This window comes from Bradyrhizobium elkanii WSM2783, from assembly GCF_000472865.1.
GTDB lineage: Bacteria > Pseudomonadota > Alphaproteobacteria > Rhizobiales > Xanthobacteraceae > Bradyrhizobium > Bradyrhizobium elkanii_A.
This window is the reverse complement of record NZ_AXAP01000009.1, coordinates 112,176-137,351: the sequence shown is the minus strand read 5'-3', so window position 1 is coordinate 137,351 and position 25,176 is coordinate 112,176. Positions and strand designations below refer to the sequence as shown.

General features: G+C 63.8%; 24 protein-coding genes. 5 read left to right on the top strand and 19 right to left on the bottom strand.

Features of this window, described 5'->3' with window-relative positions; genetic code table 11:
• Nucleotide 1: 1 nt before the first annotated feature.
• The 5 genes from YY7_RS0111260 to YY7_RS0111240 all read right to left on the bottom strand — a co-directional run bounded on the left by YY7_RS0111260 (nt 2) and on the right by YY7_RS0111240 (nt 6,773).
• Nucleotides 2-2,278 (bottom strand): xanthine dehydrogenase family protein molybdopterin-binding subunit, encoded by a 2,277-nt coding sequence (locus YY7_RS0111260; RefSeq protein ID WP_028163318.1) that lies wholly within the window; start codon nt 2,276-2,278, stop codon nt 2-4.
• A complete protein-coding gene (locus YY7_RS0111255; RefSeq protein ID WP_028163317.1) occupies nt 2,275-2,763 on the bottom strand; it encodes a (2Fe-2S)-binding protein in 489 nt (162 codons plus the stop codon). The genes YY7_RS0111260 and YY7_RS0111255 overlap by 4 nt, the downstream gene beginning before the upstream one ends.
• Entirely contained in the window at nt 2,756-5,071 is a 2,316-nt protein-coding gene (locus tag YY7_RS0111250; protein ID WP_051396661.1) for a xanthine dehydrogenase family protein molybdopterin-binding subunit, read from the bottom strand. Before YY7_RS0111250 ends, YY7_RS0111255 begins: the two co-directional genes overlap by 8 nt.
• The gene (locus YY7_RS0111245; protein WP_028163315.1) at nt 5,068-5,931 is read right to left on the bottom strand and encodes an FAD binding domain-containing protein; all 864 of its coding nucleotides are present in this window, start codon (nt 5,929-5,931) and stop codon (nt 5,068-5,070) included. The genes YY7_RS0111250 and YY7_RS0111245 overlap by 4 nt, the downstream gene beginning before the upstream one ends.
• Nucleotides 5,932-6,098: 167 nt before the next feature.
• Nucleotides 6,099-6,773, bottom strand: coding sequence for a cysteine hydrolase family protein (locus YY7_RS0111240; RefSeq protein WP_028163314.1), 675 nt, complete (start codon nt 6,771-6,773; stop codon nt 6,099-6,101).
• A 399-nt stretch (nt 6,774-7,172) separates the two neighbouring features.
• Between YY7_RS0111240 and YY7_RS0111235 the strand changes: the two genes are divergently transcribed.
• The 4 genes from YY7_RS0111235 to YY7_RS0111220 are packed head-to-tail and all read left to right on the top strand — an operon-like array spanning nt 7,173 to nt 11,816.
• On the top strand, nt 7,173-8,252 hold the full coding sequence (locus YY7_RS0111235; protein WP_028163313.1) for a BMP family ABC transporter substrate-binding protein: 1,080 nt from the start codon (nt 7,173-7,175) through the stop codon (nt 8,250-8,252).
• Between the two features lie 16 nt (nt 8,253-8,268).
• Nucleotides 8,269-9,771, top strand: coding sequence for an ABC transporter ATP-binding protein (locus YY7_RS0111230; protein ID WP_035689849.1), 1,503 nt, complete (start codon nt 8,269-8,271; stop codon nt 9,769-9,771).
• A gap of 22 nt (nt 9,772-9,793) precedes the next feature.
• Nucleotides 9,794-10,870 carry an ABC transporter permease gene (locus tag YY7_RS0111225; RefSeq protein WP_210164691.1) on the top strand — a complete coding sequence of 359 codons (1,077 nt, stop codon included), beginning with the start codon at nt 9,794-9,796 and terminating at the stop codon, nt 10,868-10,870.
• A gap of 10 nt (nt 10,871-10,880) precedes the next feature.
• A complete protein-coding gene (locus YY7_RS0111220; RefSeq protein ID WP_210164690.1) occupies nt 10,881-11,816 on the top strand; it encodes an ABC transporter permease in 936 nt (311 codons plus the stop codon).
• Between the two features lie 107 nt (nt 11,817-11,923).
• Here YY7_RS0111220 and cutA read toward each other — a convergent pair whose 3' ends face one another.
• The 5 genes from cutA to YY7_RS0111195 all read right to left on the bottom strand — a co-directional run bounded on the left by cutA (nt 11,924) and on the right by YY7_RS0111195 (nt 17,645).
• Nucleotides 11,924-14,317, bottom strand: a complete 2,394-nt coding sequence (cutA, locus tag YY7_RS0111215) for an aerobic carbon-monoxide dehydrogenase large subunit (protein WP_028163309.1) — start codon at nt 14,315-14,317, stop codon at nt 11,924-11,926.
• Nucleotides 14,317-14,844 (bottom strand): (2Fe-2S)-binding protein, encoded by a 528-nt coding sequence (locus YY7_RS0111210; protein WP_245287254.1) that lies wholly within the window; start codon nt 14,842-14,844, stop codon nt 14,317-14,319. The genes cutA and YY7_RS0111210 overlap by 1 nt, the downstream gene beginning before the upstream one ends.
• Complete coding sequence (locus YY7_RS0111205) at nt 14,844-15,722, bottom strand: FAD binding domain-containing protein (protein WP_028163307.1); 879 nt, start codon at nt 15,720-15,722, stop codon at nt 14,844-14,846. The genes YY7_RS0111210 and YY7_RS0111205 overlap by 1 nt, the downstream gene beginning before the upstream one ends.
• Before the next feature lie 138 nt (nt 15,723-15,860).
• A complete protein-coding gene (locus YY7_RS51370) occupies nt 15,861-16,625 on the bottom strand; it encodes an alpha/beta fold hydrolase (protein ID WP_051396660.1) in 765 nt (254 codons plus the stop codon).
• Between the two features lie 12 nt (nt 16,626-16,637).
• Nucleotides 16,638-17,645 (bottom strand): isopenicillin N synthase family dioxygenase, encoded by a 1,008-nt coding sequence (locus tag YY7_RS0111195; RefSeq protein ID WP_080663669.1) that lies wholly within the window; start codon nt 17,643-17,645, stop codon nt 16,638-16,640.
• A 315-nt stretch (nt 17,646-17,960) separates the two neighbouring features.
• Here YY7_RS0111195 and YY7_RS0111190 point away from each other — a divergent pair, with 315 nt between their 5' ends.
• A complete protein-coding gene (locus tag YY7_RS0111190) occupies nt 17,961-18,338 on the top strand; it encodes a BA14K family protein (protein WP_035689847.1) in 378 nt (125 codons plus the stop codon).
• 68 nt (nt 18,339-18,406) lie between these two features.
• On the opposite strand, the gene YY7_RS0111185 is transcribed toward YY7_RS0111190, so the two are convergent.
• The 9 genes from YY7_RS0111185 to YY7_RS0111145 all read right to left on the bottom strand — a co-directional run bounded on the left by YY7_RS0111185 (nt 18,407) and on the right by YY7_RS0111145 (nt 25,128).
• A complete protein-coding gene (locus YY7_RS0111185; protein WP_028163304.1) occupies nt 18,407-18,619 on the bottom strand; it encodes a hypothetical protein in 213 nt (70 codons plus the stop codon).
• Nucleotides 18,620-18,825: 206 nt separating this feature from the next.
• Nucleotides 18,826-18,993 carry a hypothetical protein gene (locus YY7_RS61835; RefSeq protein ID WP_196237251.1) on the bottom strand — a complete coding sequence of 56 codons (168 nt, stop codon included), beginning with the start codon at nt 18,991-18,993 and terminating at the stop codon, nt 18,826-18,828.
• 118 nt (nt 18,994-19,111) lie between these two features.
• Nucleotides 19,112-19,285, bottom strand: coding sequence for a hypothetical protein (locus YY7_RS60230; RefSeq protein ID WP_155255129.1), 174 nt, complete (start codon nt 19,283-19,285; stop codon nt 19,112-19,114).
• Nucleotides 19,286-19,351: 66 nt separating this feature from the next.
• Nucleotides 19,352-19,798 (bottom strand): host attachment protein, encoded by a 447-nt coding sequence (locus tag YY7_RS0111170; protein WP_028163303.1) that lies wholly within the window; start codon nt 19,796-19,798, stop codon nt 19,352-19,354.
• 201 nt (nt 19,799-19,999) lie between these two features.
• Complete coding sequence (locus YY7_RS63025) at nt 20,000-20,191, bottom strand: hypothetical protein (RefSeq protein ID WP_028163302.1); 192 nt, start codon at nt 20,189-20,191, stop codon at nt 20,000-20,002.
• A gap of 70 nt (nt 20,192-20,261) precedes the next feature.
• Nucleotides 20,262-21,212: a c-type cytochrome gene (locus YY7_RS0111160; protein ID WP_028163301.1), complete on the bottom strand. Its 951-nt coding sequence runs from the start codon at nt 21,210-21,212 to the stop codon at nt 20,262-20,264.
• A 160-nt stretch (nt 21,213-21,372) separates the two neighbouring features.
• Complete coding sequence (locus YY7_RS0111155) at nt 21,373-22,650, bottom strand: cystathionine gamma-synthase family protein (RefSeq protein WP_028163300.1); 1,278 nt, start codon at nt 22,648-22,650, stop codon at nt 21,373-21,375.
• A gap of 164 nt (nt 22,651-22,814) precedes the next feature.
• Complete coding sequence (locus YY7_RS0111150) at nt 22,815-23,585, bottom strand: SDR family NAD(P)-dependent oxidoreductase (RefSeq protein WP_028163299.1); 771 nt, start codon at nt 23,583-23,585, stop codon at nt 22,815-22,817.
• Between the two features lie 49 nt (nt 23,586-23,634).
• A complete protein-coding gene (locus tag YY7_RS0111145) occupies nt 23,635-25,128 on the bottom strand; it encodes an aldehyde dehydrogenase (protein ID WP_035689895.1) in 1,494 nt (497 codons plus the stop codon).
• Between the last annotated feature and the right edge of the window lie 48 nt (nt 25,129-25,176).

Here is a 25,176-nt window from a genome sequence, read left to right as displayed (position 1 = left end):
ATCATCGGCCTCCGCGCAGGATGGCGTGCAGGCGGCCGGGCGTGATCGGAAGCTGCGCGACTGCGCCGGGCTTTTGAATCGCAGCGTCGATGGCCCCCGCGAGTGCAGCGCCGGCCGCGTTGATGCCGCCCTCGCCCGCGCCCTTGACGCCGAGCGGGTTGAGCGGCGACGGCGCATCCTCGCGCAGGAGCACTTCGACCTCCGGCACCTCGTGACAGGTCGGCATCAGGTAGTCGGCGAAGCTCGCCGCCAGCGGCTGGCCGTTCTCGTCATAAACGAACTCTTCCAGGAACGCGCCGCCGACGCCCTGCGCCACGCCGCCCACGATCTGCCCCTCGATCAGCATCGGATTGACGGCGCGCCCGACGTCGTAGGCGACGACATAGCGCTCGATGGTGACGGCACAAGTTGCGGGATCGACACGTACCTGTGCGGCGTGGATGCCATATGGATATGTCATATGCGAGGAGGCGAAACGCCCCTCTCCCGTCAAGCCGCCCGTCTCTTCGAGATGTGCGGCAACATCGCCAAGCGGCAGTGAGGCGCTGCCATTGACGGTTTCGATCATGCCGTTCGACAGACGCAGCGCCTGCGGCGTGGTCTGCAACAGCCTTGCCGCTACTTCCAGCGCGGTAGCGCGCAGTGCTTCGGCGGCGATCTTCACGGCCGAGCCCGCCATGACGGTGACGCGCGAGGCAAAGGCGCCGAAGCCGATTTCGATCCGGTCGGTCTGGCCATGGATCACCCGGATGCGCTCGATCGGCACCTGCAGCGTCTCCGCGCAGATCTGCGCCAGCGCAGTCTCGACACCCTGCCCGACCGAGGCAACGCCGGTGACGATCTCGATATCGCCGCGCATGTCGAGCCTCATCCGCACCAGGTCCTGCGGACCGAGACCGCTCTTCTCGACGAAATAGCCGAGGCCCAGGCCGACCAGCTCGCCGCGGCTCCGACGCTCGGTGAGCTGCTGCTGCAGCCGGTCATAATCGAGATGCGCCAGCACGCGCTCGAGCAGATCGGCGTACTTGCCGGAGTCGTAGACGACCCTGGTTCCGAGCGTCTCGAAGCCGCGATCGAAGGGCATCGCGGCCTCGCCGATCAGGTTCACGCGGCGCACTTCGACCGGCGAAAGCCCCAACTCGATGGCGATCGCGTCGATCAGCCGCTCGCGCGCGAACGTCGATTCGTAGCGGCCGGGCGCGCGATAGGTGCCGGCCGGCGTCTTGTTGGTGAGCCGGATATGGCCCGCGACATCATAGGCGGGAATGACGTAGGGACCCGGCAGCAAACCAGCCGAGAGATCGGTGACGGTGGTGCCGTGGGTGCGCACATAGGCGCCTTGGTCGGTGAAGAAATCCGCCTTCAGGCCAAGGATGAATCCGCGCGAGTCGACGGCGGCCTTGAGCCGATAGACCTGGTCGCGCGAATGGTTGGCCGCGAGCAGATGCTCCCTGCGATCCTCGATCCATTTCACCGGCCGCTTCAGCCGCAGCGCCGCGGCGCAGACCAGCACGTCCTCGGGATAGAGCTCGCCGCGGATACCGAAGCCGCCGCCGACATGGCCTTCGCTGAGTTCGAGCCGCCCCGGCGCAAGCCCCAGCATCCTGCTGATAGCGTCGCGATTGTAGTGCGGCACCTTGGCGGCGCCGTAGAGCCGCAACGTATCCTTCTCAGTGTCGTAGACACACAACCCGCCGCGGGTCTCCATCGGCACACCGGTGTGGCGTCCGATCTTCACCTCCAGCTCGACAACCCTGCGCGCACAGGCAAAAGCCGCGTCGAGATCGCCATAGCCGCGGCGGATCACCGCCGGCTCGGACATCAATCCGGGGTGAACATCGGGCATGAACGCCACGGGCTCGGCAGTGGCATCGAGCTGCGGCTCCAGTTCCTCGATATCGCAAAACACCAGATCGGCCGCATCCTCGGCGATATAGGGATCGACAGCAACGACCACGGCCACGGGCTCGCCGACATAACGCACATAGTCGCGCGCCAGCACGAATTGCCGGTAGGGCGCGAGCCGCTCCAGCCCCATCTGGCGGAAATCGATCGGCGGCAGGTCGTCGAGTTCGGCGATGGTCCAGATCGCGACGACGCCCTCGAGCGCAGTGGCCTCTTCGGTCTCGACGCCGAGAATGCGGCCGAAAGCGACCGGCGAGCGCACCACGCGCATGTGAAGCTGGCCGGGCCAGTTGCAGTCGGCGGCGAACGCGCCCTGGCCCATCAGCAGCGGACGGTCCTCGATCCGCCGGAGCGAGCGGCCGACAAAGCTCATGCCCGCGTTCTCGCCCGCATTTCGCGCGCGGCCAGCCGCACCGCTTTGACGATGTTCTGATAGCCGGTGCAGCGGCAGAGATTCGACGACAGCACGTCCTTGATGTCGTCGTCGGACATATCCGGATTTTCCTGCAGCGCGCCGGCGGCGAGCATCAGGAAGCCCGGCGTGCAGAAGCCGCATTGCAGGCCGTGATTTTCCCAGAACGCCTGCTGCAGCGGATGCAGCGTGTCGCCATCGGCCAATCCCTCGACGGTGCGCACCACCTTGCCCTCGGCCTGCACGCCGAACATCAGGCAGGAGCGGACCGGCTTGTCGTTCACCAGCACCGTGCAGGCGCCGCAGACGCCGTGCTCGCAGCCGAGATGCGTGCCTGTGAGGCCGCAATCGTCACGCAGGACGTCGGCGAGGCTCCGTCGTGGCTCGATCGATACCGCGTAGGTCTTGCCGTTCACGGCAAGGGTGACGTCGCGCTTGTCAGGCATAGGTCGCCACTCCGGCCCGGCGCAGCGCCTCGCGGATGCGCTGCGGGGTTGCAGGCAGTTCGAACAGTTCGATGCCGAAGGGAGACAGCGCATCGCAGATCGCGTTGACGATCGCCGCCGGCGCGCCGATCGCCCCGCCCTCGCCGACGCCCTTCGCCTTGGTCACGCTCTCGGGCGAGACGGTTTCCATGTGCATGATCTCGATCTCCGGGATCTCCGCCGCGGTCGGCGGCAGATAGTCGGCAAAGGACGCGGTCAGGAGGTTGCCGGTGTCGTCGTAGACGATCTCCTCGAACAGCGCGTTGGCGATGCCCTGCGCGACGCCTCCGGTGATCTGGCCGTCGACGATCATCGGATTGATCAGGACGCCGGCGTCCTCGGCGACGAGAAAGCGCTCGATCCTGACGCCGCCGGTCTCGATGTCGACCTCGACCATCGCGACGTGACAGGCATTGGAGAATGTGCCGCCGGGATCGTAGACCGCGCTCTCATGCAGTCCGGGCAATAGCCCCTTGAAGCGGTGGCTCTGGTGATAGGCAGCCCGCGCCAGCGCACCGATCTCCATGGCCTGGTTGGAATGGCTGACCCGTGCCCAACCGTCTTTCAACTCGATGTTGTCCGGTGACGTTTCCATCAGCGTTGCCGCGATCGTCTTGAGCTTCACCGCAACCTTCCCCGCCGCGAGCTTCGATGCGCCGCCGGCGATCACCATCGAACGGCTGGCGAAGGTGCCCCAGCCATAGGGCGTCGCGTCGGTATCGCCGGAGATGATCCGGATGCGCTGCGGCTCGATGCCGAGTTCGTCGGACACCAGTTGCGCAAGGCTCGTCTTCAGGCCCTGGCCGTGCGGCGACGAGCCGATGCGCAGTACGACATCGCCGGAAGGGTCCATGCTGCAATCGACGATCTCGTAGCCGGGCACGATCTCCATGCCCCGCGCGGCATAAGCCGGCGTGCCGTAGCCGGTGCGTTCGCTGAACACGGAAAGGCCGACGCCGAGATATTGTCCGCGCTCGCGCATCGCGGCCTGCCGTTCGCGGAACGCCGGCAGGTCGGCAGCATCGAGCGCCACCTCCATCGCCTGCAGATAGCTTCCTTCATCATAGACAAGGCCGGTCGGCGAGCGATGCGGGAACGTCTTGATCAGGTTGCGGCGGCGGATCTCGGCGGCATCGATGCCGAGCCGTTTCGCTGCGACATCCATCATCCGCTCCATGGAGAAGGTCAGCGTCGGCCGCGACACGCCGCGATACGGCGCCATCATGCAGGTGTTGGTGGTCACGCCGCGCGAGCGGACGCCGTATTCGGCGAAATCATATGGGCCCGGCAGTTCGGCAAAAGCCATCAATGGCTCGACGCCGCAGGTCACGGGATAGCAGGAGAACGCGCCGATGTTGGAACGCAAATCCGCATCCAGCCCAAGCAGCCTGCCGTCGCCGGCAAAGGCCCCGCGCAGGCTGAAGGCCTGATCGCGGCCATGGGCGGAGGCGAGCAGGTTTTCGCGGCGATCTTCGATCCAGGCGACGCTTCGCTTGAGCTTTCGCGCCAGCCACACCAGCACGACATATTCGGGGAATAGCGACATCTTCTGCCCGAAGCCGCCGCCGACATCTGGCGCGATCACGCGCAAATCCGACTCTGGCATGCCGAGCGTGTCGGCGATGCCGGTTCTGAGCATATGCGGCATCTGCACCGACGCGGTTAGCGTGACGCGCCCCGACGCGGCATCATATTCGGCGAGCCCGCCACGGTTCTCCATTGGCGCCGCCGATTGCCGGTGCGAGCGCACGTCCAGCGTGACGATCTCGGCGGCATCCGCAAAGGCCTTATCGAGTCCTTGCGTCCTCATGCGCCCTTCGACCAGCACATTGGATGCAGCGTCGGGATGCACCGGCGTTGCATCGAGGGCCAGCGCGGCCTCGAAATCGATGATCGCATCCGCGACGTCGATATCGACGAACACCTGCTCGGCGACATCTTCCGCTAGCGCCGGATCGTCGGCGACGACGACCGCGATCGCCTGCCCGCAGAAGCTGACGCGATCGACCGGCAGCACGGGCTGTCCAATCGCGACGTAATCGGGCCGATGCAGAATGGGGCGGATCGGTTTCACGTCGACGAGGTCCCGCCCGGTGAAGATGATTCCATCCGATGGAATCTCAATATCGACGATCGTCCCGCGCGCCACCGGACTGCGCACGAAGCAGACGGCAGCCGCCTTGCTCGCACGATCGGCCACATAGCTACCGCCGCCTTTCAATAGCGCCGGATCTTCCAGCCGTGGCAGCCGTCGGCCGATCCAGTTCATGCCAGCGCCTCGGTCAATGCGCGCTTGACAGAAGCGGCGATCAGATCGCGCCGATATTCGGGAGACGCATGAATGTCTCCGCTCGGCTCGATCATGCCGCGCGCCTCGCGCGCGATACGGTCGATACTGTCGATGACATCAGACGACGCAGGCGTCCCCACAAGCTGATCTTCCAGCGCCCCAAGGCGGATCGCGCGATCGCCGACACCGCCGACACCAAGCCGGGCCTCGCGGATCGTGCCATCTTCAACCTTTGCCGCCGCCACCGCCATGCCCAGCGCAAAGTCGCCGGCCCGCCGCGAGAACTCGTAAAAGCCCACGCGCCAATCCGGCGTCATGATTGGAAGGCGGATCTCGGCCAGGATTTCGTCGGGTTCGAGCGCGGTCGTGAACGTGCCGTGGAAGAAATCGCTTGCTGCAATCACCCGCTCGCCGCGCGCGCTCTTTGCGACCATCTCGGCACGAAGGGTCGTGGCGACCAGGCACCATTCCGAGGCGGGATCGGCGTGCGACAGGCTTCCCGCAAAGGTGCCGCGCTGGCGGATCGGATAATGCGCGATGTGGCGCACGACCTTTGCGAGAAGCGTGCCGAGCGGCCCCTCGACCACCGGCCGATGGAACGCGGCGTGCCGCGTCAGCGCACCGATCTTCAACTGGCCGGCGTCCGCGCGCAGGTGATCCAATTCGTCGAGGTCGTTGATATCGATGAGGATAGCGGGCCGCGCGAGGCGGAAATTCATCGCCGGAACCAGGCTCTGGCCGCCGGCCAGGATCTTGCAATCGTCCTTATGTGTCGCGAGCAGCGCGAGCGCTTCGCCGAGACTTGCCGGCCTGAGATAGTCGAACGCTGCAGCCTTCACATTTCAACCTTGCTCAATTTTATTTAGTCTGATTAACATGCCCCCATTGCGGTGTCTACTGTTCGGGGCGGTGAGTCTGCATGGATTGGACCAGGGCCGAAGGGCAAAAGCGCGGAGCGGCCAGCGGCCGTTCTCTCCTTTCTCCCGACGCGCCATGCCGTTTCCGCTCAACGGGCGCGCCATTCCGCAAGCAGGTCGGCGGCGTCAGTGACGACGCCAAGATGCAGCGACACCATCTTCAGCGCGGCGTCTTCCATCTCCTCATTGGTGCCGCGCACGAGGTCGCGCAAGACAACGACGCGGTAGCTGAGATTGCTGGCATCGAACGCCGCGTTGAGGATGCAGCAATCGGTCATGCCGCCGTCGAGCACCACGGTGCGAACGTTCATCTGCCGCAGCAGGAAATCGAGATCGGTAGCGAAGAACGGCGACAGCCGCTTCTTGCCGGCGACGACCAGATCCTGTGGCTCGACATGGGTGACGAATTCGGTCCAGCGCGAGCCTTCGATCGCATGCGCATCGGAGTTCGGGATCGCGCCGACATAGAGCGGAAAGGTGCGCCGCCATGCCGACGGAATGCCGGCGATGTCGTCGACCCCGCCCTTGCGCAGCACCGACTTGACGTGGATCACCGGCACGCCGATCGCGCGCGCGGCGGCATGGAACTGATCGATCGGCGCCACGATCTCTCGCGCGCGCGGCGCGGGACAAGGACAATCCGGCGTATCGGCGAGATGTCCCTGGTGCATGTCGACGGAGATGATCGCGGTCCGCGAGGCCTGCGTGAAATCCTCGAACCCCTGCGGCAGCTCGCGCTTCGCACCGTACACATAAGCCTTCATCATTTCTCCTATCGCCGAAGCAGTTTTCCGTTCCGCGCCAACGCGCGCATCGATCACAGCGCATCGGCGCTCGCCAAGCAATATTCAAGCCGCGACGAGGCGCTCGCGCAAACGCGCCAACATCAATCACACACCAATTTTCGGTTGCGCCTTGCGCGTAACCGGATGCCGCCGGGCAACACACTGGAATGTGCGGGCCGAAAGCAAGCTCGCTTCGCTCATTCCTGCGCGCGACCGCACGCGGTCGCGCGACGAAGAGAATGCAAGGGGGACTGCCCATCGATTGGCTCGACGGTGACTAAACAATTGGCGTGCTATTTTTTCCAACAATGCGAAGATTTTTTCGGAACCCGTCCTGAACGGTCGACAAATTTTCGCACATCGAGAGGATTTTGCGTGATGCGCTGGACTACAATCCCTGTTCTTGCCGCTGCCCTGACAGGCGGCGCGGCAGCCGCCTATGCCGCCGGGTTCACACTCCCGGCGCCGGCCAAGATTGCGTTCCTCTATTTCGCCGAGAAGAACGATGGCGGCTGGACGCAGGCCTATGACGAAGCCCGCCCGAAGATCGAGAAGGAAGTCGGCATGCAGATTCCCTTCGTCGAAAATGTGCCTGAAGTTGCAGGACAGATCACGCCGGCTGCGGAGCGTTTCATCCAGCGCGGCTACAATGTGATCATCGGCACCGCGTTCGGCTATTCCGACACCTTCAAGGAGCTGTCGCAGAAATATCCGAAAGTCGCGTTCCTCAACGGCTCCGGCACCACCAACGGCCCGAACCTCGAATCCTTCTACGGCCGCACCTATGAGAGCCAGTATCTTTGCGGCATGATCGCGGGCGCGATGTCGAAGTCCGGCAAGCTCGGATTCGTCGCCGCGCATCCGATCGGCCCGGTGAACTGGACCATCAATGCCTATGAATTGGGCGCGCAGAAGATGAATCCGAAGGCCACCGTGACCGTGGTCTTCACCGGCGCCTGGAACGATCCGGTCAAGGAACGCGCCGCGGCGCAGGCGATGGCCGACCAGGGCATCGACGTGATCGGCCAGCACGTCGACACCCCGACGCCGCAGATCGTCGCGCAAGAGCGCGGCATCTACGGCACCGGCCATCACCGCGATCTCCGCGAGTTCGCGCCGAAGGCAACGCTGTGCTCCTCGGCCTGGACCTGGGAAAAATTTCTCGGGCCCGAACTGAAGAAGATCGCGGCGGGCAATTGGGAGCCCAATCCCTACGGCGCCTTCCCCGGCATCAAGGATGGTGGCACCGACATCGCCTGCTGCAACAGCGTGGTGCCGAAGGAGGTCGTCGACAAGGTGATGGCCGAGCGCGACGCCATCATCGCCGGCAAGCAGATCTTCGCCGGTCCGATCAAGGACACCGCCGGCACCGTCCGCGTCGCCGAGGGCAAGTCGCTCGACGACGCCGGCTTCTGGAAGATGGACTGGTTCGTCCCTGGTGTCATCACTCAGAAATAGGCGAGCATAGCTTCTGATGAATGCGGCCCTGCAACTTGCCGGGATCAGGAAATCCTTTGACGGGGCTCTGGCTCTCGATGGCGCGTCCTTCGAGAGCCGCTCCGGCGAGGTCCATGCCCTGCTCGGCGAAAACGGCGCCGGCAAATCGTCGCTGATGAATGTCGCCGCCGGCCTCTACGCGCCGGATGCCGGATCGATCTCCATCAATGGCGCACCGATCTCGCTGAGCGGGCCGGCCTTGGCCCGCTCTCACGGGATCGGCATGGTGCACCAACACTTCAAGCTGGTCAGACCTTTCACCGTGGCCGAGAACGTGCTGCTCGCCAATCCGAAGGCCCATTTTGCTTCCGGCCTGCGCGACATCCGCGATGCCATCAAGAAGCAGGTCGATGCGCTCAAATTCTCCATCGATCCCGATCGCCGCATCGACACCATGACGGTGGCCGAGCAGCAGCAGGCCGAGATCGTCAAGGTGCTGGTCGGCGGCGCCAGGATCCTGATCCTCGACGAGCCGACCGCGGTGCTGACCGACGCCGAAGCTATCGGCCTGCTCGAGATCGTGCAGCGGCTGGCGCGATCCGGCACCGCGGTCGTGCTGGTGACGCACAAGCTGCAGGACGTGAAGCGCTACGCCGATGTCGTGACCATCATGCGCGGCGGCAAGACAGTCGCGACCCTCGATCCGCGCCATTCGACCGCGGAAGAATTGACCGAGCTCACGGTGGGCCAGACCTCGGCGCTCCCGGAGCGAACGCCGCACCAGGGTGGTCCGACCCGGCTCAACGTCGGCGCCCTCACCTATACGCGCGCCGACGGCCGCACCATGCTGAACAACACGAGCTTCTATGTCCGCGCCGGCGAGATCTACGGCATCGCCGGCGTCAGCGGCAACGGCCAGGCCGAGCTTGCGGAAGCGCTGATCGGCGCGATCGATCCCTCCTTGGGCGAGATCTGGGTGGATGGCGCCGGCGACATCAGCCATGCCGGCCCGTCCAAGCGGCGGGAAGCTGCGATCGCCGCGATCCCCGCCGACCGCTATGCCTATGCGCTTGCCGGCAGCCTGCCGATCCAAGACAATCTCGCGGTGGCGCAGATCCGCTCCGGGCGCTACGGCAGCATTGTCAGGCTCGATCGCGCGGCGATGCGCCGCGACGCCATCGCGGCGGTGAAGGACTACGATGTGCAGGGCGTGCGCAGCGTCAAGCAGAAGGCCTCGCTCCTGTCCGGTGGAAATGCGCAGAAGCTCGTCATCGCCCGCGAATTCAGCCGCGAGCCTGATGTCGTGGTCGCACACAGCCCGAGCCGCGGGCTCGATGCGCGCGCCTGTGCCGCCGTGCACCAGCGCCTGATCGCGGCGCGCGAACGCGGCGCCGCCATCGTGCTGATCAGTGAAGACCTCGATGAGATCCTGAGCCTGTCCGATCGGATCGGCGTGATGACCCGCGGCGCGATCGTCGCCGAATTCGAACGCCCTGCGGACCGTCAGGCGATTGGTCGGGCCATGGTCGACCATGCATGACATCCTGCGCCGAGCCGAACCATTGACCCCTCCTGTCCCCGCTGCATCGCGCGGCTTCGGCCGCTTGACGCTCGACGTGCGCCAGAACCTGCCGGCATGGAAACAGGCGGTGTTCGTGGGATCATCGCTGATCCTCGGCCTTGCGATTTCGGTCGCGATCCTCGCGGTGGCCGGCATCCCGCCCCTGACGCTCGCCAGCGAGCTCGCCGGCGTGCTGACGGCGGAGAATCTGCGCGGCGTCCTGATCCAGGCCGCGCCGTTGATCCTGGTCGGCCTGGGCGCAAGCCTCGCCTTCCGCATCGGCTTCTGGAATCTCGGCATCGAGGGACAGATGATCTTCGGCGGCATCTTTGCCGCCGCGATCTCGATCTATGACATCGGCCCGCCCGCCACGCGACTGCTGCTGATGGGAATGGCCGCCGCGCTCGGCGGTGGGCTCTGGGTGCTCCTCGTCGTGTTCCTGAAGCTGCGCTTCCGGGTCAACGAGATCATCGCGACATTGCTCCTGAATTACGTGGCGATGTATTTCCTGTTCCACCTGCTCTACGGCGCCTGGCAGGACTCCAAGACCGCGTTCCCGCAATCGACACCGTTCCGTCCCTTCGAGCGGCTGACCGATATCGGCTATGGCGTCAACAGCGGCCTGTTGATCGCAATCGCCGGCGTGCTCGCGGCGGGCTGGATGATCCATCTCAGCCGCATCGGCTTCTACACCCGGTTCATCGCCGCCAATCCGAGAATGGCGAAAGTGGTTGGCGTTCCCGTGCGGACGGCGACGATCTGGATCATCGCGATCTCCGGGGCCTGCTCAGGGCTCGCCGGCTTCGTCAATGTCGCCAGCCAGGAGGGCCGGCTGACGCAATCCTTCGCCAACGGCTACGTGTTCTCCGGCGTGCTGATCGCGTTCCTGTCGCGCAATGATCCGATCGTGGTCGCGATCGTCGGCTTCCTGATCGCGGTGCTCTTCATCACCGGCCAGACGCTGCAGGTGTTCTACCAGATCCCCTTCACCATGGTGCAGATGATCGAGGCGATCATCGTCATGGCGGTCGCGTCGTCGGAATTCCTGATCCGCCACCGCATCCGCTGGATACGTTGAGGAAACTGTCGTGATCGATTTCCTCGTCAACTGGCTGGCCAACGCTCCCGTCACCGCGGTACCTTACGCGCTGGCAGCGCTCGGCCTGATCATCGCCGAGCGTTCCGGCGTATTGAACCTCACCGCGGAAGGCTTGATGCTGGTCGGCGCGCTCGCCGGCGCCGGCACCTGCCTCATGCTCGGCGGCTATCCGGCGGTGGCGCTGGTTGCCGCGATGGTGGCGGCGAGCGCGGTCTCGCTGCTGTTTGCGGTGCTGGTGGTGGTGCTGCGCATCAACCAGGTGATCGCCGGCCTGTCGGTCGTGTTCTTCTGCCAGGGTTTTACCGGCCTCGTCGGCACGCTGGCGAAATGGCAGAACAAGCAACTGACGGGGCTCGCGCCGCTGAAAATCTGGCCGCTGTCGGAAATCCCCGGCATCGGGCGGATCTTCTTCCAGCAGGACCCGATCGTCTATCTCACCATCCTGATCTTCTTCGCTGTCAACTTCCTGCTGTTCCGAACCATGCTCGGCCTGCGCATCCGCTCGGTCGGCGAGAATCCGGGCGCTGCAGACGCCGCCGGCGTCAGCGTCACGCTGCATCGCATCTTTGCGATCGTCGCCGGCTCCTCACTGATTGGCCTTGCCGGCGGCTACATCTCGGTTGTCAGCGTCAAACTGTGGGTGACAGGGATGACCGGCGGCCGCGGCTGGATCGCGGTGGCGCTGGTCGTGTTCGCGCGCTGGGCGCCGTGGCCCGCACTCGCCGGCGCGCTCCTGTTCGGCTGCATCGAGGCACTGATCCCGCAGATCGCAGCGGCCGGCATCCGCGTTCCGCAATATCTGATGCTGATGACGCCGTATCTGGCGACCATCGCCGTCATGATCTGGGTCGGCACCAAGGATTCCGGCATCACGCAGGAGCCCGGCGCGCTGGGCCAGCCACACGTGCGCGAGGAGCGGCGGTAGCCGTCTCGCGCCTGTCTTTCCACGTCATTGCGAGCGTAGCGAAGCAATCCATGTCTCCACAAGCGGTGAGATGGATTGCTTCGCTGCGCTCGCAATGACGGCGGGCGTCAATATCCAGCAGTTTCCAGGGCGTATGAGATCATGTTCGGCGACAGCGGCACCTGGTGGAATTTCAGCGCGCCGAACGGCCGCAGCGCATCTTCGACGCCTGATGCGACGACCGCGCCGACCGCGATGCAGCCGGCCTCGCCGACGCCCTTGACGCCGAGCGGATTCAGCGGCGTCGGCGTCTCCAGGTGCAGGATCGAGACATTGGGAATCTCGGTCGCGTAAGGCACCAGGAAATCCATCAGGCTGGCATTGGCGAGATTGCCGTCGGCCTGGTAGTCGAGATGTTCATAGAGCGCACCGCCGATCCCCTGCGCGATGCCGCCGAGCACCTGCCCCTCCACGATCATCGGATTGATCATGTTGCCGCAATCGTGGATGCAGACGTACTTCCTGATCTTCACGGTGCACAGGCCCGGGTCGACCTCGATGATCGCGCCGTGCACGCCATAGGCCCAGGTGGATTGGGATGGACTGTAATAGTCGGTGGCCTCCAGTCCCGGCGCCTGGCCGTCCGCGAGCGGCGGCCCGTCATGCTTGCTCGCCCGCGCGAACTGCGTTGCCGCCTGCGCCGCCTTGTTGAAGGCGTAACGCAGCGGATTGCTCGCGGTCGCGATCGCCGCCAGCGGCGCAAAGCGGTTCGAGCCTTTCACCCAGGCCGCAGAATCGCGCAGCTCGATCTGGTCGGGATCGACGTCGAGCATGTTGGCAGCGGCTTCGATCACCTTCTTGCGCACGGTGAGCGCCGTCTTGTGGATCGCGTTGCCGCTGACCACGGCGGCGCGGCTGGCAAAGGTCGCCACGCCCCAGTCGAACGCCTTGGTGTCGCCCTCGACCACGATAACGTCCTGCGGACTGACGCCGAGCTGATCGGCGACGATCTGCGCGAACACCGTGTCGTGCCCCTGCCCCTGCGTGCTGAGCCCGGTGTTGACGTAGACCTTGCCGGTGATCGGGTGGATCTTGACGTGGCCTCCCTCGTAAGGACCGAGGCCCGTGCCCTCGACGTAGCAAGCGAGCCCGAGCCCGAGATAACGTCCCTCGGCGCGCGCCTTCGCCTGCTCGGCGGCGAAACTCTCCGCGCCAAGCTCGGCTGCGGCCATCGCCAGCGCCTTGCCATACTGGCCGCTGTCGAGCGTCACCTTGAGCCCGTCGGCGAACAGCAACCCCTCGCGCTCATAGGGAAACTCCTTCTCGGCGATCAGGTTACGGCGGCGAATTTCGAAACGGTCGAGCCCGAGTTCCTCGGCGAGCTGATCCATCGCGCGTTCGAGGGCAAAGCAGGCCTGCGGCCGGCCACAGCCGCGATATGGCGTCACCTGTACGGTCGGCGTATAGACCGCCTTGAACTCCACGAATATGTTGGGGATGCGATACGGGCCCGCGATCGAGGTGGAAGCGACCTGCGCCACGGCGATGCCATAGGGAATGAAGGCACCGGTGTCGTGCAAAAAGAAATCGCGCAGGCCGATCACCTCGCCGGTCCTGAGCGCGGCCAGCTCGATGGTGTGGATCTGCGTCCGCTCCTGCGAGGAGCCCAGGAAATTCTCGCGGCGGTCCTCGATATATTTCACGGGACGCCCGAGCCGCATCGCCGCCATCGGCACCAGGAGTTCGTCCGGATAGAACAGCAGCACCTTCTGCCCGAAGCCGCCGCCGACGTCAGGGGCGATGACGCGGACCTTGTCCTCATCGAGCTCGAACACGGATGCAAGCCCGCCGCGCACCGAGATCGGCGCCTGTGTGCCGTCCCACACTGTGAGTTCACCGGATACCGCATCCCAGCGCGCCGCAACCGCGCGGCATTCCATCGGCGCTGCGGTCGAACGGTCGACCTGCACGGTGATCTTGGTGACGTGCTCGGCGCGCGCAAAAGCGTCGTCCGGATTGCCGCTGGTCTGGATGAAATGCGCCGCCAGATTGTTCGGCACGTCGGCATGCACAAGTGGCGCATCGTCCGTCAGCGCTTTTGCCAGGTCCATCTCGAGCGGCAGTGGTTCGTACTCGACCTCGATCAGCGCTGCAGCATCTTCGGCGGTATAGCGATCGACGGCGACCACCATCGCCACGGTCTGCCCGACATAGTGGACATCGCCGCGCGCTAGCGGACGCTGGGTCTTCGGATTCTTCATCGAGGGATGCGGAATCAAGAGCGGCATCTCGACATCGAGAGTGCCGATATCGTCGCTGGTATAGATAGCCGCGACGCCCGGATGGCGCTTCGCTGCCGATGCGTCGATGGAGACGATCCGCGCCCGCGCATGCGGGCTGCGCAGGAAAGCGACGTGCAGCGCGTCCGGCAGCGGAATGTCGTCGACGAAGGCCCCCTCGCCCCGCAGCAGCTTGGGATCGATGTTGCGCTCGACGCGCGCTCCGAACTGGCGTGTCGACATCAGGCCCGTCCGAGCAGCTCAGCGGCACGGCGCACCGCGGCGATGATGTTGAGATAGCCAGTGCAACGGCAGAGATTGCCCGAGAGCAAATCCCTGATGCCTTCGTCGGTGAGATCAAGCTTTCCCGGCTCCTCGAAGCGGGCGACGATGTTCATCACCATGCCGGGCGTGCAATAGCCGCATTGCAGGCCATGGCACTCCTTGAACGCCTGCTGCACCGGATGCAGCGTGCCGTCAGCTGATGCGACCGACTCGATGGTGCGGATATCGTAACCATTCGCCTGCACCGCCAACGTCAGGCAGGAGCGGCCGGCCCTGCCGTTAAGGAGGACCGTGCAGCAGCCGCAGACGCCGTGCTCACAGCCGACATGGGTGCCGGTCAGCCTCAGCTCGTGCCGCAGGAAGTCGCTCAGCAGCATCCGGACGCTGACGCTGCGGCTGACGGCCTCGCCGTTGACCGTCATCGACACGTCGACCTCGGCATCGGCGGAGCGGTCCGGAATCGCGGCCTTCATCGTTCGCGCCATCAGGCGGTCTCCATCTGCGTGGCACGTTGCGCGGCCATCGTCACGATCCTGCGGATCAGCGTGCCAAGCGCCCTGCGGCGATAGGTATGGGACACATGTATCTCGTCGGGCTGCGTCACGGCCGCACCGGAGGCCGCCACCGCGGCGTCGAGATCGGACGCACCGAGCGTGGTGCCTGTGAGGATATTCTCCGCCTCCTTCAAGCGCACTGGCGTATCCGCGATGCCGCAGGCCGCAAGCTGCACGCGCGACGCACGGCCGCGATCGTCAAGCGACAGCACGCAGCCGACGCCCGCGATCGCGTAATCGCCATGACGCCGCGTCACCTCGTCGAAGGCCCACCCGGCGCCTTTCGGCAGCACCGGAAAGCGCGCCTCGGTGATGATCTCGTCCCGCTCTCGGGCCGTGGTGAGGAACGACTGAAAGAAATCCTCGGCCGCAATCTCGCGCCGCCCCGACGGCCCCTGCGCGATCACGGAGCCGCCGAGCAGCACCAGCAGCATCGGCATTTCGGCGGAGGGATCGGCGTGGCAAAGGCTGCCAACCACCGTGCCGCGGTTGCGGATCGGCACATGGGCAACATGCTGCATGACCTCAGCGACCAGCGGATTGACGCGCGCAACCGCCGCATCGAGTTCGAATTCGCGGTGGCGGGTCATCGCCTTCACGATGATGATTTCGGTGCCGACCTCGATGCCGCGGAGATCAGCCACATGCTGGATGTCCACCAGCGTGGACGGATTGGCAGCGCGAAAGTTCATCGCGGGCAACAATGTCTGCCCGCCGGCGAGCACGACCGCATCGGGGTCGCCGGCCAGAATGCTGATTGCCTCTTCGATTGATGCTGGCGCCTGGTAGCCAAAGAGGGAGGGCTTCATCTGATCTGTTCAGCTCGCCAAAACTGCGGTCAGGATAGGTTGCGCGAAAACCCTGTCAACGAAGTGAAATGAGCACCGTTTGCCCACAAATGAAGCATCGATCTAGCCGCCGCGATTGAAGCGCGGTCGCACGCTCCGTCACAGCGTCCGGGCGTGCGCGGCGACCGCCTTCATGAAGAGTGCAACCAGCTCATCCGGCTGCGAGAGCTGCGGCGCGTGGTCGCTGTCGAGGCCGTAGACTTCGAGGCACGGCGACAATTCCTGCATCTTCCGCTGCAGCGGCAGGTGCACTGAGCGATCCTCGCGCGCCTCGATATAGACGCGCGGCACAGTGCCGAAGCGATCGGCCGACAACTTCAGTTGCGAGCGGCGGCCGCCTTCAGGCTGCGGCGTCAGGCGACGCGCCGCAGCCTCGGCCAACGCGCGATCCGCCTTCTGGTAGAACACCTCGACCGCGGAAGCCGGATCGATGCGCGACAAGAGACCTGCCTCATCATAGGTGACACGCGCATGCGCGCCGCGCATCCATGGCTCCAGATAGCGCTCATAGAACTGCAGCACGGACATCCCGTCAGGCAGCATGAATGCGCAGAGGAAGATCGCGAGCGCAATCCGTTCCGGGCGCATTTCGCTGGCCTGCGCAGCCGCCGTGCCGCCCATGCTGTGCCCGATCATGATGATCGGACCTTCCGTCCTATCTATGATGTCGACAACATGCGCAGCGTAGCGCTCGAGATTGACCTGTTCGGGCGGCAGCGGATTGTGGCCGTTGCCCGGCAGGTCGACGGCGATAGCCTCGTGGCCGAGCGCCTTCAGGCGCGGGACGATGGTCTCCCAGGCCCAGGCGCCCTGCCAGGCGCCGTGGATCAGGATAAAGGTGTAGCACGGGGATGGAGCAGTCATGGCGGCGACGGACTACTTGTAGGTCCGCTTGTACATGGCGCGCATATGCTCCTCGACCGTGATCGGCGGATATTTCGGTTGTTCACCCGGTGCAAGGCAGGTCGGGATGCATTCGACCTTGTGGGCGTAGTTGCCGGTGTAGAAGAACGGCACCGAATAGCGCTCGCGGCCAGACACGTTGACGACACGATGCAGCGTCGAGCGGTATTTGTCGTTGGTCCAGCGCGCGATCATGTCGCCGAGATTGACGACATAGGTGCCGGGCACCGGGTCGGCGTGGATCCAGCCGCCGGAGGCCTGGTCCCAGACCTGCAGGCCGCCGACATCGCCCTGGCGCAACAGCGTCAGCCCGCCGAAATCGGTGTGCGCGCCGGCGCCCTTCTGGTCCGGATTGCCGCCAGCAGGCTGCGGCGGATAGTGCAGCAGCCGCACGGTCGCCATCGCGTCGGTGCAATAACCCCTAAAATAATCTTCCGGCAGATCGAGCGACAGCGCGATGCCACCCATCATCCGGGCCGACAGCTCCAGCATCACGTTGAGATAGGATTCCATCACCGGCTTGAAGTTCGGCCGCGACGACGGCCACTGGTTGGCGCCGTGATTGAACATGCCGGCGAGCACGCGCGGATCGTCAGGCGCATGTTCGGGCCCGACATAGTAGCCTTCCTTGAGATCGGGCGGCGCGCCGGGCTCCAGCGTCTGGCCCTGCAGCGGCTCATAGCCGCGATTGGCTTTCGAGCGCGACTTGTCGACCTCGGCCTTTATCTCCGGCGATAGATCGAAGAACGCAGCAGCCTCGGCGAAGACATCGGCGACGAGCTTTTCGTCGACGCCATGATTCGAGATGTAGAAAAAGCCGTTGTACAGACAGGCGGCGCGCAGCTTGGCAGCAACCGCCTTGCGATCCGACAGGCTTGACGACGACAAGCCGGAGATATCGATCACCGGCAGACTGGACTGCGAAACCCGTGCCGCTTCGAGCATGTTGGTTACCCTCCTTCGCGCGTCCGCCTCGACCATGAAGCGCTTCCCTCGCCCGCTTTTAGGTAGCGCGGCGAGCGCGATCACGCGCGCTGAAAGTTTCGGCAAAAACTGGCGGTTTCGGCCCAAAAAAGCATCCGAATCCGAATCGGATCACACGGCAGAGATGTAACGGAGTTCTTCATATTCGCGCATGAGGGCCGACTGATCTTGTGATGACCGCAAGGGCGGAATCTTGTACTGGGGCTTGACGCTTCGCCGGCTCTCTGAGGTCGCGAGCGGAAGTCCCGGGAACCGTTCGGCAGCACGGCCGTTCTGTTCCCAACTTAACAAGAAAAGGAGCAAGCCGTGAACATGCGTAGGATTTTCTTGATGGCCGCCGCCACAGCGCTGACGATATCGGCATCCCTACCTGTTCGAGCCGCGCCCATGACGCCGTCTCCCGTGGCACAGGAGTCTTCGGTACAGCAGGTGCAATACCGTCGCTACCATGGTGGTCCCGGCTACCGCCACTACGGTTATCGGCGCGGGTATGGACATGGACGTGGATACGGAACCGGCGCCGCAGTGCTTGGCGGACTCGCCGCCGGCGCCATCATCGGCGGTGCCATTGCATCCAGCCAGGCACAAGCGGCAAATGCACAAGCTTACTGCGCGCAGCGCTTCCGCTCCTATGATCCCGCCTCAGGCACCTATCTCGGCACCGACGGCTACCGTCATCCCTGCCCGTAACGAGTCCTAGCCGAGCGCAAGCGTCATTCCGGGATGCGTGCGCAGCACGCAGCCCGGTATCTCCCTGCCTATGACGGAAAGTCGGCCGGCTTCACCTCCAGCCGATCGGCGTGCAGGGTCCAATCACGAACCCCGTGTATCTCGCAGAATTTCTGCTTGGCGGCGTCTACTGCTTGCGCGTCGTCGGGCACGTCGAGATCCACCGTGCACTGGCAGACATCGCCGACCTGGCCGTTCTCACCGAGCACATTTTTGTAGAATCGGGCAATGAAGCGCGCCATCCGCGTAGCTCCTCTTTTCCTCTGCTAGCTGAGCCAGCCCGCGAGACCTCGCGTTGATCTCGCGCAAGCCGAATAGGCGATGAGCTGATTTGAAATTGCAACGCCGATCCCCAGCTTAGCGCGGAACCATCGGACGCGGTCTTCCATGCCCAAACTTTCCGCAGCAGCGCCAAAGCGCGATGTGATTTTCGGAAAATTGCGTTGGATCAGAACGGTTTGCGATCCGCTCGGGTGGAACGCAGCAGCGGACCCTCCTTCGCTTCCTCGTCCGCCAACAGCTTGAGAATGACGTCGCGCTCCGGCTCGCTGATATGAGGATCGTTCAGCTTCTTCTTGAACAGCGCGAGGTTCTGATTGTGAATGAATTTCTCCACGGGACCAACCTCCATCCGCGGGATCGAGCATCACAACAATTGTTGCGTCTTACCGCATGGAGGTCTGAGAGACCAGACGATTTCGAGCGACGCTTAGCCACACTGCATCACATGCACATCACTCCTCGAATGCTGGCGAGGCCGGCGCATCAGGGGAATCGCGTTCGACCGGCTCATTCTCGCCGAGCGGCTCATCGCGCTCGACATCAACCTGATCCTGATCGATCAAGCCGGGCGCTTCATCGGCCTGATCAGCCGGTTCGGCGCCCCGCTTCCGAGGAACAGCGGACATCATTGTCTCCCGCAGAGACGCGTGAGAACACGTTATGCATCAAGATCGGCGGGCATCGCCCGCGGATCATCCAACCAGATGCCTTTCGATTTCGCCGACAGGATGCTTGGTGAGATCCTTGTCGAACTCGGCCAGGATATGCCGTTTCACGTCAGCATGAAAGGCAACTCGAAGCTCTGCCAGGGTTCGCGGCGGGGCCACGACGACGAGGGCCTTTGCCTTGCTGCTGCGGATGACCTGCTCGGCGGCGGCCGCCACCTGTCGCGCGAACCGATGCTCTTCGAGATCATGCCAGTCTACCGGCTCGACCGTACTTCGCTGCCCCGAACCGGGCTTCCTCGTGCGTCCGGGCCGCTCGCTGCCCTGATCATGGGTCGAGGAATTTTGCTGCTCAAAGACCTGCTCGGTCTTCAGATTGGGGAATTTCTCATCGCCTTCGTTGCGGAGGAACAGCGCTTTCCGCCCGTCGCCAACGAATACGATGGCGTCATGCGGAATCTTGAGTTTAGCCATGATGGACCTCCGGTACCTGTCTGCAATCTGCCGAACGGCGCGGAACGAGGCCGTAGCCGCGCACAATTCAACAACGACGACAGGCTATCTCGGAGCTTTTCTCCGCCGTTTGTTCTGGATCAAACCATCCGGATAGATCGCGCGCCATATGACGGTACCGGCCGTGGAGGCGTTTCGCCTCCGCGGGGCCAAAACCTTGCGCTAGATCAAATCGTCCGATTCCAGATCTTCGACAAAGAGCGGATGAGACATTTCATCTTCGTCTGCCCCAATACCCATCTCAACGTTCAGCACAGCCTGGACGAGGATGATAATACCGATCAGAACGAATTCACAGCGGTAAGCTGCCCTGCCTGCACGCGACTGCATTTTCTCAGCCGCAAGACCGGCCAACTGCTGGGCGCGGATTCAACCCCGAAAAGCTAGCCCTCATTCTAAGGATGCGAGCGCCGCACGGAATTGTTCAGGCTGCGGGCAGATGCGTTAGATACTCATAGACAGCGCGAAGGTCTTCATCTTCCATCCTGCCGATCGGCTGCCACGGCATCCGATTGCCGAGGGTGTGACCGTTCGGATCGACACCAGTGCGCATGGTGGCGACGAATTCCTGGAATTTCCACCCCTTGACGACATTGAGATCGGGCCCTAGCGGGGCGAGCTGGCCGGGTTTGCCACCGGTCAGATCTTTGCCATGGCATTCACGGCAATCCTGATACGAAATGAGATATTCGCCGTATCGTGACGTGGGGCCTTTTGGTGGCGCGGTCACATGGTCTGTTGAGACGGGCTTGCCTGCCGGCAGCATGCCAGCGCCCAACATCGCGATGCCCAGCATCGTGAGACGATCGGCCGGATTTCTCGTCTTTTCTCCTGCAGCAGGCAGACTGCGGAGATAGGCAATCACCGCCTTGGTGTCCTCGTCGCTCAGCTTTCCGGCGTTGGTGTAGGACATGATGACCAGCCAATACCCTTCAGGGTCGACCCCGTTGCGAATGGCGCGAAAAATATCGCCGTCCGACCACCGGCTTAATTGCCCGACCGGCGTGAGGTTGGCGGCTATAAACGAACCGATCGGCAACGAGATATCCTTACCGAGATCCGCGCCGCCGGTGAGCGTGTCGGTCCTGGTATGGCAGCCGCTGCAAAAGCTGTCCGCGATCGTCTGGCCGCGCCGGATTTGCTCCGCGGTCCCTGCAACCTTCACGTCCACGCTTGGCGCGCTGCGCGCGTGCAGCTTGAATAGCCCGATGGTCAGCAGCACGCTGATCGAGAAAGCAATGACGGAAGCCAAAGCCGCCAAACCTGCTCCGCCCCATTTGACAATTGGTTTCTTCGATCGCCAGTTACGAATACCTGAGCATGCCAGCAATCCCGCTATGACGATCAACGCCGCGGGCTCGAGCCATTCGAACATTCTGTATTGCCCCCGAACCAATGCGTTCGACGATGAAATGTCGACCGCTGCAGACGCTATGGGGCGCGCGATACGAAATAATTTCGAGACCGGCCTATCGTGTTACAGGCGTAACGTGCACGGCATCGCTGCTGAGCCAGCGCCTCCCGTTGCGTCGCACCTATGCCGCGATCAAAGCTTGCGCGATATCCGCGATCAGATCGGAAGGATGCTCGATGCCAACAGACAACCGGATTGTGGAGTCGAGCACGCCTATCCTTTGACGGATGTCGGACGGGACGCCCGAGTGGGTCATGGTAGCGGGATGGCTTGCAAGCGACTCGGTGCCACCCAGGCTCACCGCCAGTTTCAGGATTTGCAGCGCATTCAGGAATTTGAATGCAGCCGTCTGGCCGCCGACAATATCGAATGAGAACGTGGAGCCTGCTCCGCTGCATTGCCTCGCGAACAGACGGCCGGCCGCGGAATCCTCGGCGTGGTGGGCAAGATAATGGACGCGTTCCACTTTGGGATGATCGCGCAGATAATCCGCCACAAGGTGCGCATTTCTGTCAGCCTTTTCCATCCGCAGGCTCAGGGTTTCGAGCGACCGGCTGATCATCCAGCAGGAATGGGGATCCAGTTGGGTGCCGATGGCGCCTCGCAACGCCCTGATGTCCTTCATCAAAGCTTTTGAACCGAGCGCAGCACCGGCGATCAGGTCGGAATGGCCTCCGACATATTTGGTCAGCGAGTACAGGGAGAGATCAGCACCATGCTCGATCGGCCGCTGAAACAACGGCCCGAGCAGCGTATTGTCGCATGCGACGATCGGCGTGTGGCCCTGGACCACGCCGATCAGCTCGGCGATACGGCGGATCATCGCGATATCGACCAGGCCATTGGTGGGATTTGCCGGGGTTTCGATGAAGATCATCGTCACTCGGCCCCTGCGCATGGCGTCCTCCGCCGCGTGCCTGATCGCGGCCTCATCGAGGCCATCGGCGAAGCCCACGGCACCGATGGAGAGCTTCGCAAGCGTGTTCGCAAACAGCGTTTCCGTCCCGCCATACAGCGGTTGGGAATGGAGGATCACATCGCCAGGGCGTGCGAAGGCCAGGATCGTCGTCGAAATCGCGGCCATGCCGGACGAGAACAGCGCACAATTCTCTGTGCGCTCATAGACGGCGAGCCTGTCCTCCACGATCTCGCTGTTGGGATGATTGAACCGCGAGTAGACCAGGCCCGCGCCCATCCCCTCCGGAGGTTCGCGCCGGCCCGCGACGAAATCGAAGAAGTCCTTGCCATCTTCCGCCGTCTTGAAGACGAAGGTCGAGGTCAGGAAGACCGGGGGTTTGACGGCTCCCTCCGACAATTGGGGATCGTAGCCGTAGTTCAGCATCAGCGTTTCCGGGTGCAGGGTGTGGTTGCCAATGCGCGTCTTCGTCGGTTTCACCATGGCTCGCTCCTTTGAGGGAACACCTTACCCGGCGCCTGTCTACGGCGGTATGAAGTCTCCTATGGCTATAACGCCAGAATGGCCAGATCGAGCCCGTCGATGCGGGCATAATTCGGCGGATGGCACAATCGAAAGCCATCCGCCCTCGTTCTGATCGTCAGCACTCAGCGAGCCGTGAATCCGCCATCGATCGGAAGCGCAACGCCGGTCACGAACGACGCTTCATCCGATGCCAGCCAAAGCGCCGCATGCGCGACTTCCTCCGCCTTGCAGAGCCGTCCCATCGGAACGGACGCGAGCAGGCGCGCCTGATTGGCGGCGGCCTCGGCAGGATCACCCGAACGCCCCGTGAAGCCGGTCTTCATCGGTGTATCCGCAAGACCGGGGCAAACGACGTTGACGCGCACGTTGTCCGCGGCAAAGCGTTGCGCCAACGATTTGGTCAGCCCTACCACCGCGAATTTCGCCGCTGAATAGACCGGGCTGAACATCGAGCCGACCAGTCCCGAGACGGATGCCGTGAAGATCAGCGATCCCCCACCCCGCTTGCGCATATGCCCGATCACTTCGCCCGCCGCCAATGTGGCGGACGTGACGTTGAGCGCCATCGCGGCTTCATAGGCCGCCAGATCGAGATTCTCCACGCCGGCCGGGCCGGGAATTCCGGCATGGGCCCACATCACGTCGATGCCGCCCAATAGCGCCGCCGCATCGTTCACCGACCGTCGCGTTTCTTCCGGCCGTGACAGATCCGCCTGAAGCGTTTCGATGGTGTAGCCCTTGGCACGCATGTCCGCGGAGAGCTGTGCCAGCGCATCGCGGTTGATATCGACGGCGACGACCTTGGCCCCTTCCCTCAGGAAAACCTCGACACCGGCACGTCCCATCCCGGATGCGGCGGCCGTTACCACCGCGAGCTTGTTTGCCAAACGCATGATCGTCTTCTCTTCTTGTTGGATTTAACGAGAGGTGCTGTGCTTGATTTTAGTTGGCGTAGGCGTTCGGAAAACGCCCGGTCGTGCTGACCACCGTGGTGCGGGTTTCGAGATAGGAATCGAGCGCTTCGATACCATTCTCCCGGCCCCAACCGCTGCCCTTGAAACCGCCATAGGGCGTAGACCAGCGAATGAAACGGTAGGTGTTCACCCACACCATGCCTGCACGAATCCGGCTGGAAACGCGATGGCCGCGTCCGATATCCTGCGTCCAAAGGCCGGCCGTCAGTCCGTACGGGGTGTCATTCGCGATTGCGATCGCCTGCTCCTCGCCCTCGAACGGAATCAGCGCGGCCACGGGGCCAAAAATCTCCTCGCGAGCGATCCGCATCTCGTTGGAGACGTTGGCAAAGACGGTTGGCTGGACGAAGTAGCCGTCGCCATGCACGCCGCCGCTCAGCCGACCTCCGCCGGTCACCACTTCAGCGCCGTCGGCCCGTCCGATATCGATGTAGGACAGTGTCTTGGCGAGTTGCTCCTCGTGCGCCTGGGGACCCATATGCGTGGCTTCATCCAGCGGAGGACCGACCCGCACCTGAGCCGCGCGGCGCGCAAATTCTGCGACGACCTGATCGTAGATCGGCCTCTGAACCAGGACCCGTGAGCCGAGCGCACAGCTCTGTCCGCACAGCGTCCATGCGGAATTGGTGGCCGCGTTCAGCGCCTGTTCGAGATCGGCGTCGGCGAAAATGATATGGGGCGACTTGCCGCCAAGCTCGAAAGTGAAGCGCTTCATCGTGTCCGCGCCTGCACGCAGGATGACCTTCGCCGTCGCGCCCTCGCCGGTGAATGCGATCTTGTCGACGCCCGGGTGGGTGACGAGCCGCTCACCAGCGCCATCCTTCCCGTATCCGGGAACGATGTTGACTACCCCAGCCGGAAAGCCGGCTTCGTCGAACAATTTTCCGAGCTCGAGCGAGGTGACCGGCGTCTGCTCTGCCGGCTTCAACACGACGGTGCAACCGGCGGCAAGTGCCGGACCGAGCTTCCATGCCGCGGCCATGAGCGGCACGTTCCATGGCGTAATCGCGCCGACCACGCCGACCGGCACGCGGGTCGTAAATGCGTGCACACTGTCGTCGAATGGAATGGTGCGGCCGGAATGCTTGTCCGCCAATGATGCCCACCAGTGATAGCCATAGGTGTGGCCGCTAATATCGGCACGTGACTCCCGCAGCGCGCGGCCGGAATCCGTTGTTTCCAGAACCGCAAGATCAGCGGCGCGCTTCGCATAGAGGTCAGCGAACTTGCGCAGCAGCGCCGCGCGCTCGTGCCCGGGCATGCGCCCCCACGGACCGTTCAGTGCTTGTCGCGCCGCCGCGACGGCACGGTCGATATCACCGGGGCCGCCGAAGGCGACGCGAGCCCAGGGGCGCGCTGTGGAGGGATCGATGCTTTCGAGAAAACCGCCGTCTTCAGGCGCGACCCACGAGCCGCCAATATAGAGATGATCGTAGCGGGTGAGACGATCGGATTTCAGCACGGATTGATCCTCCACAGGTCAACGCAAAATCTCGGAGCAGCCCGCCAT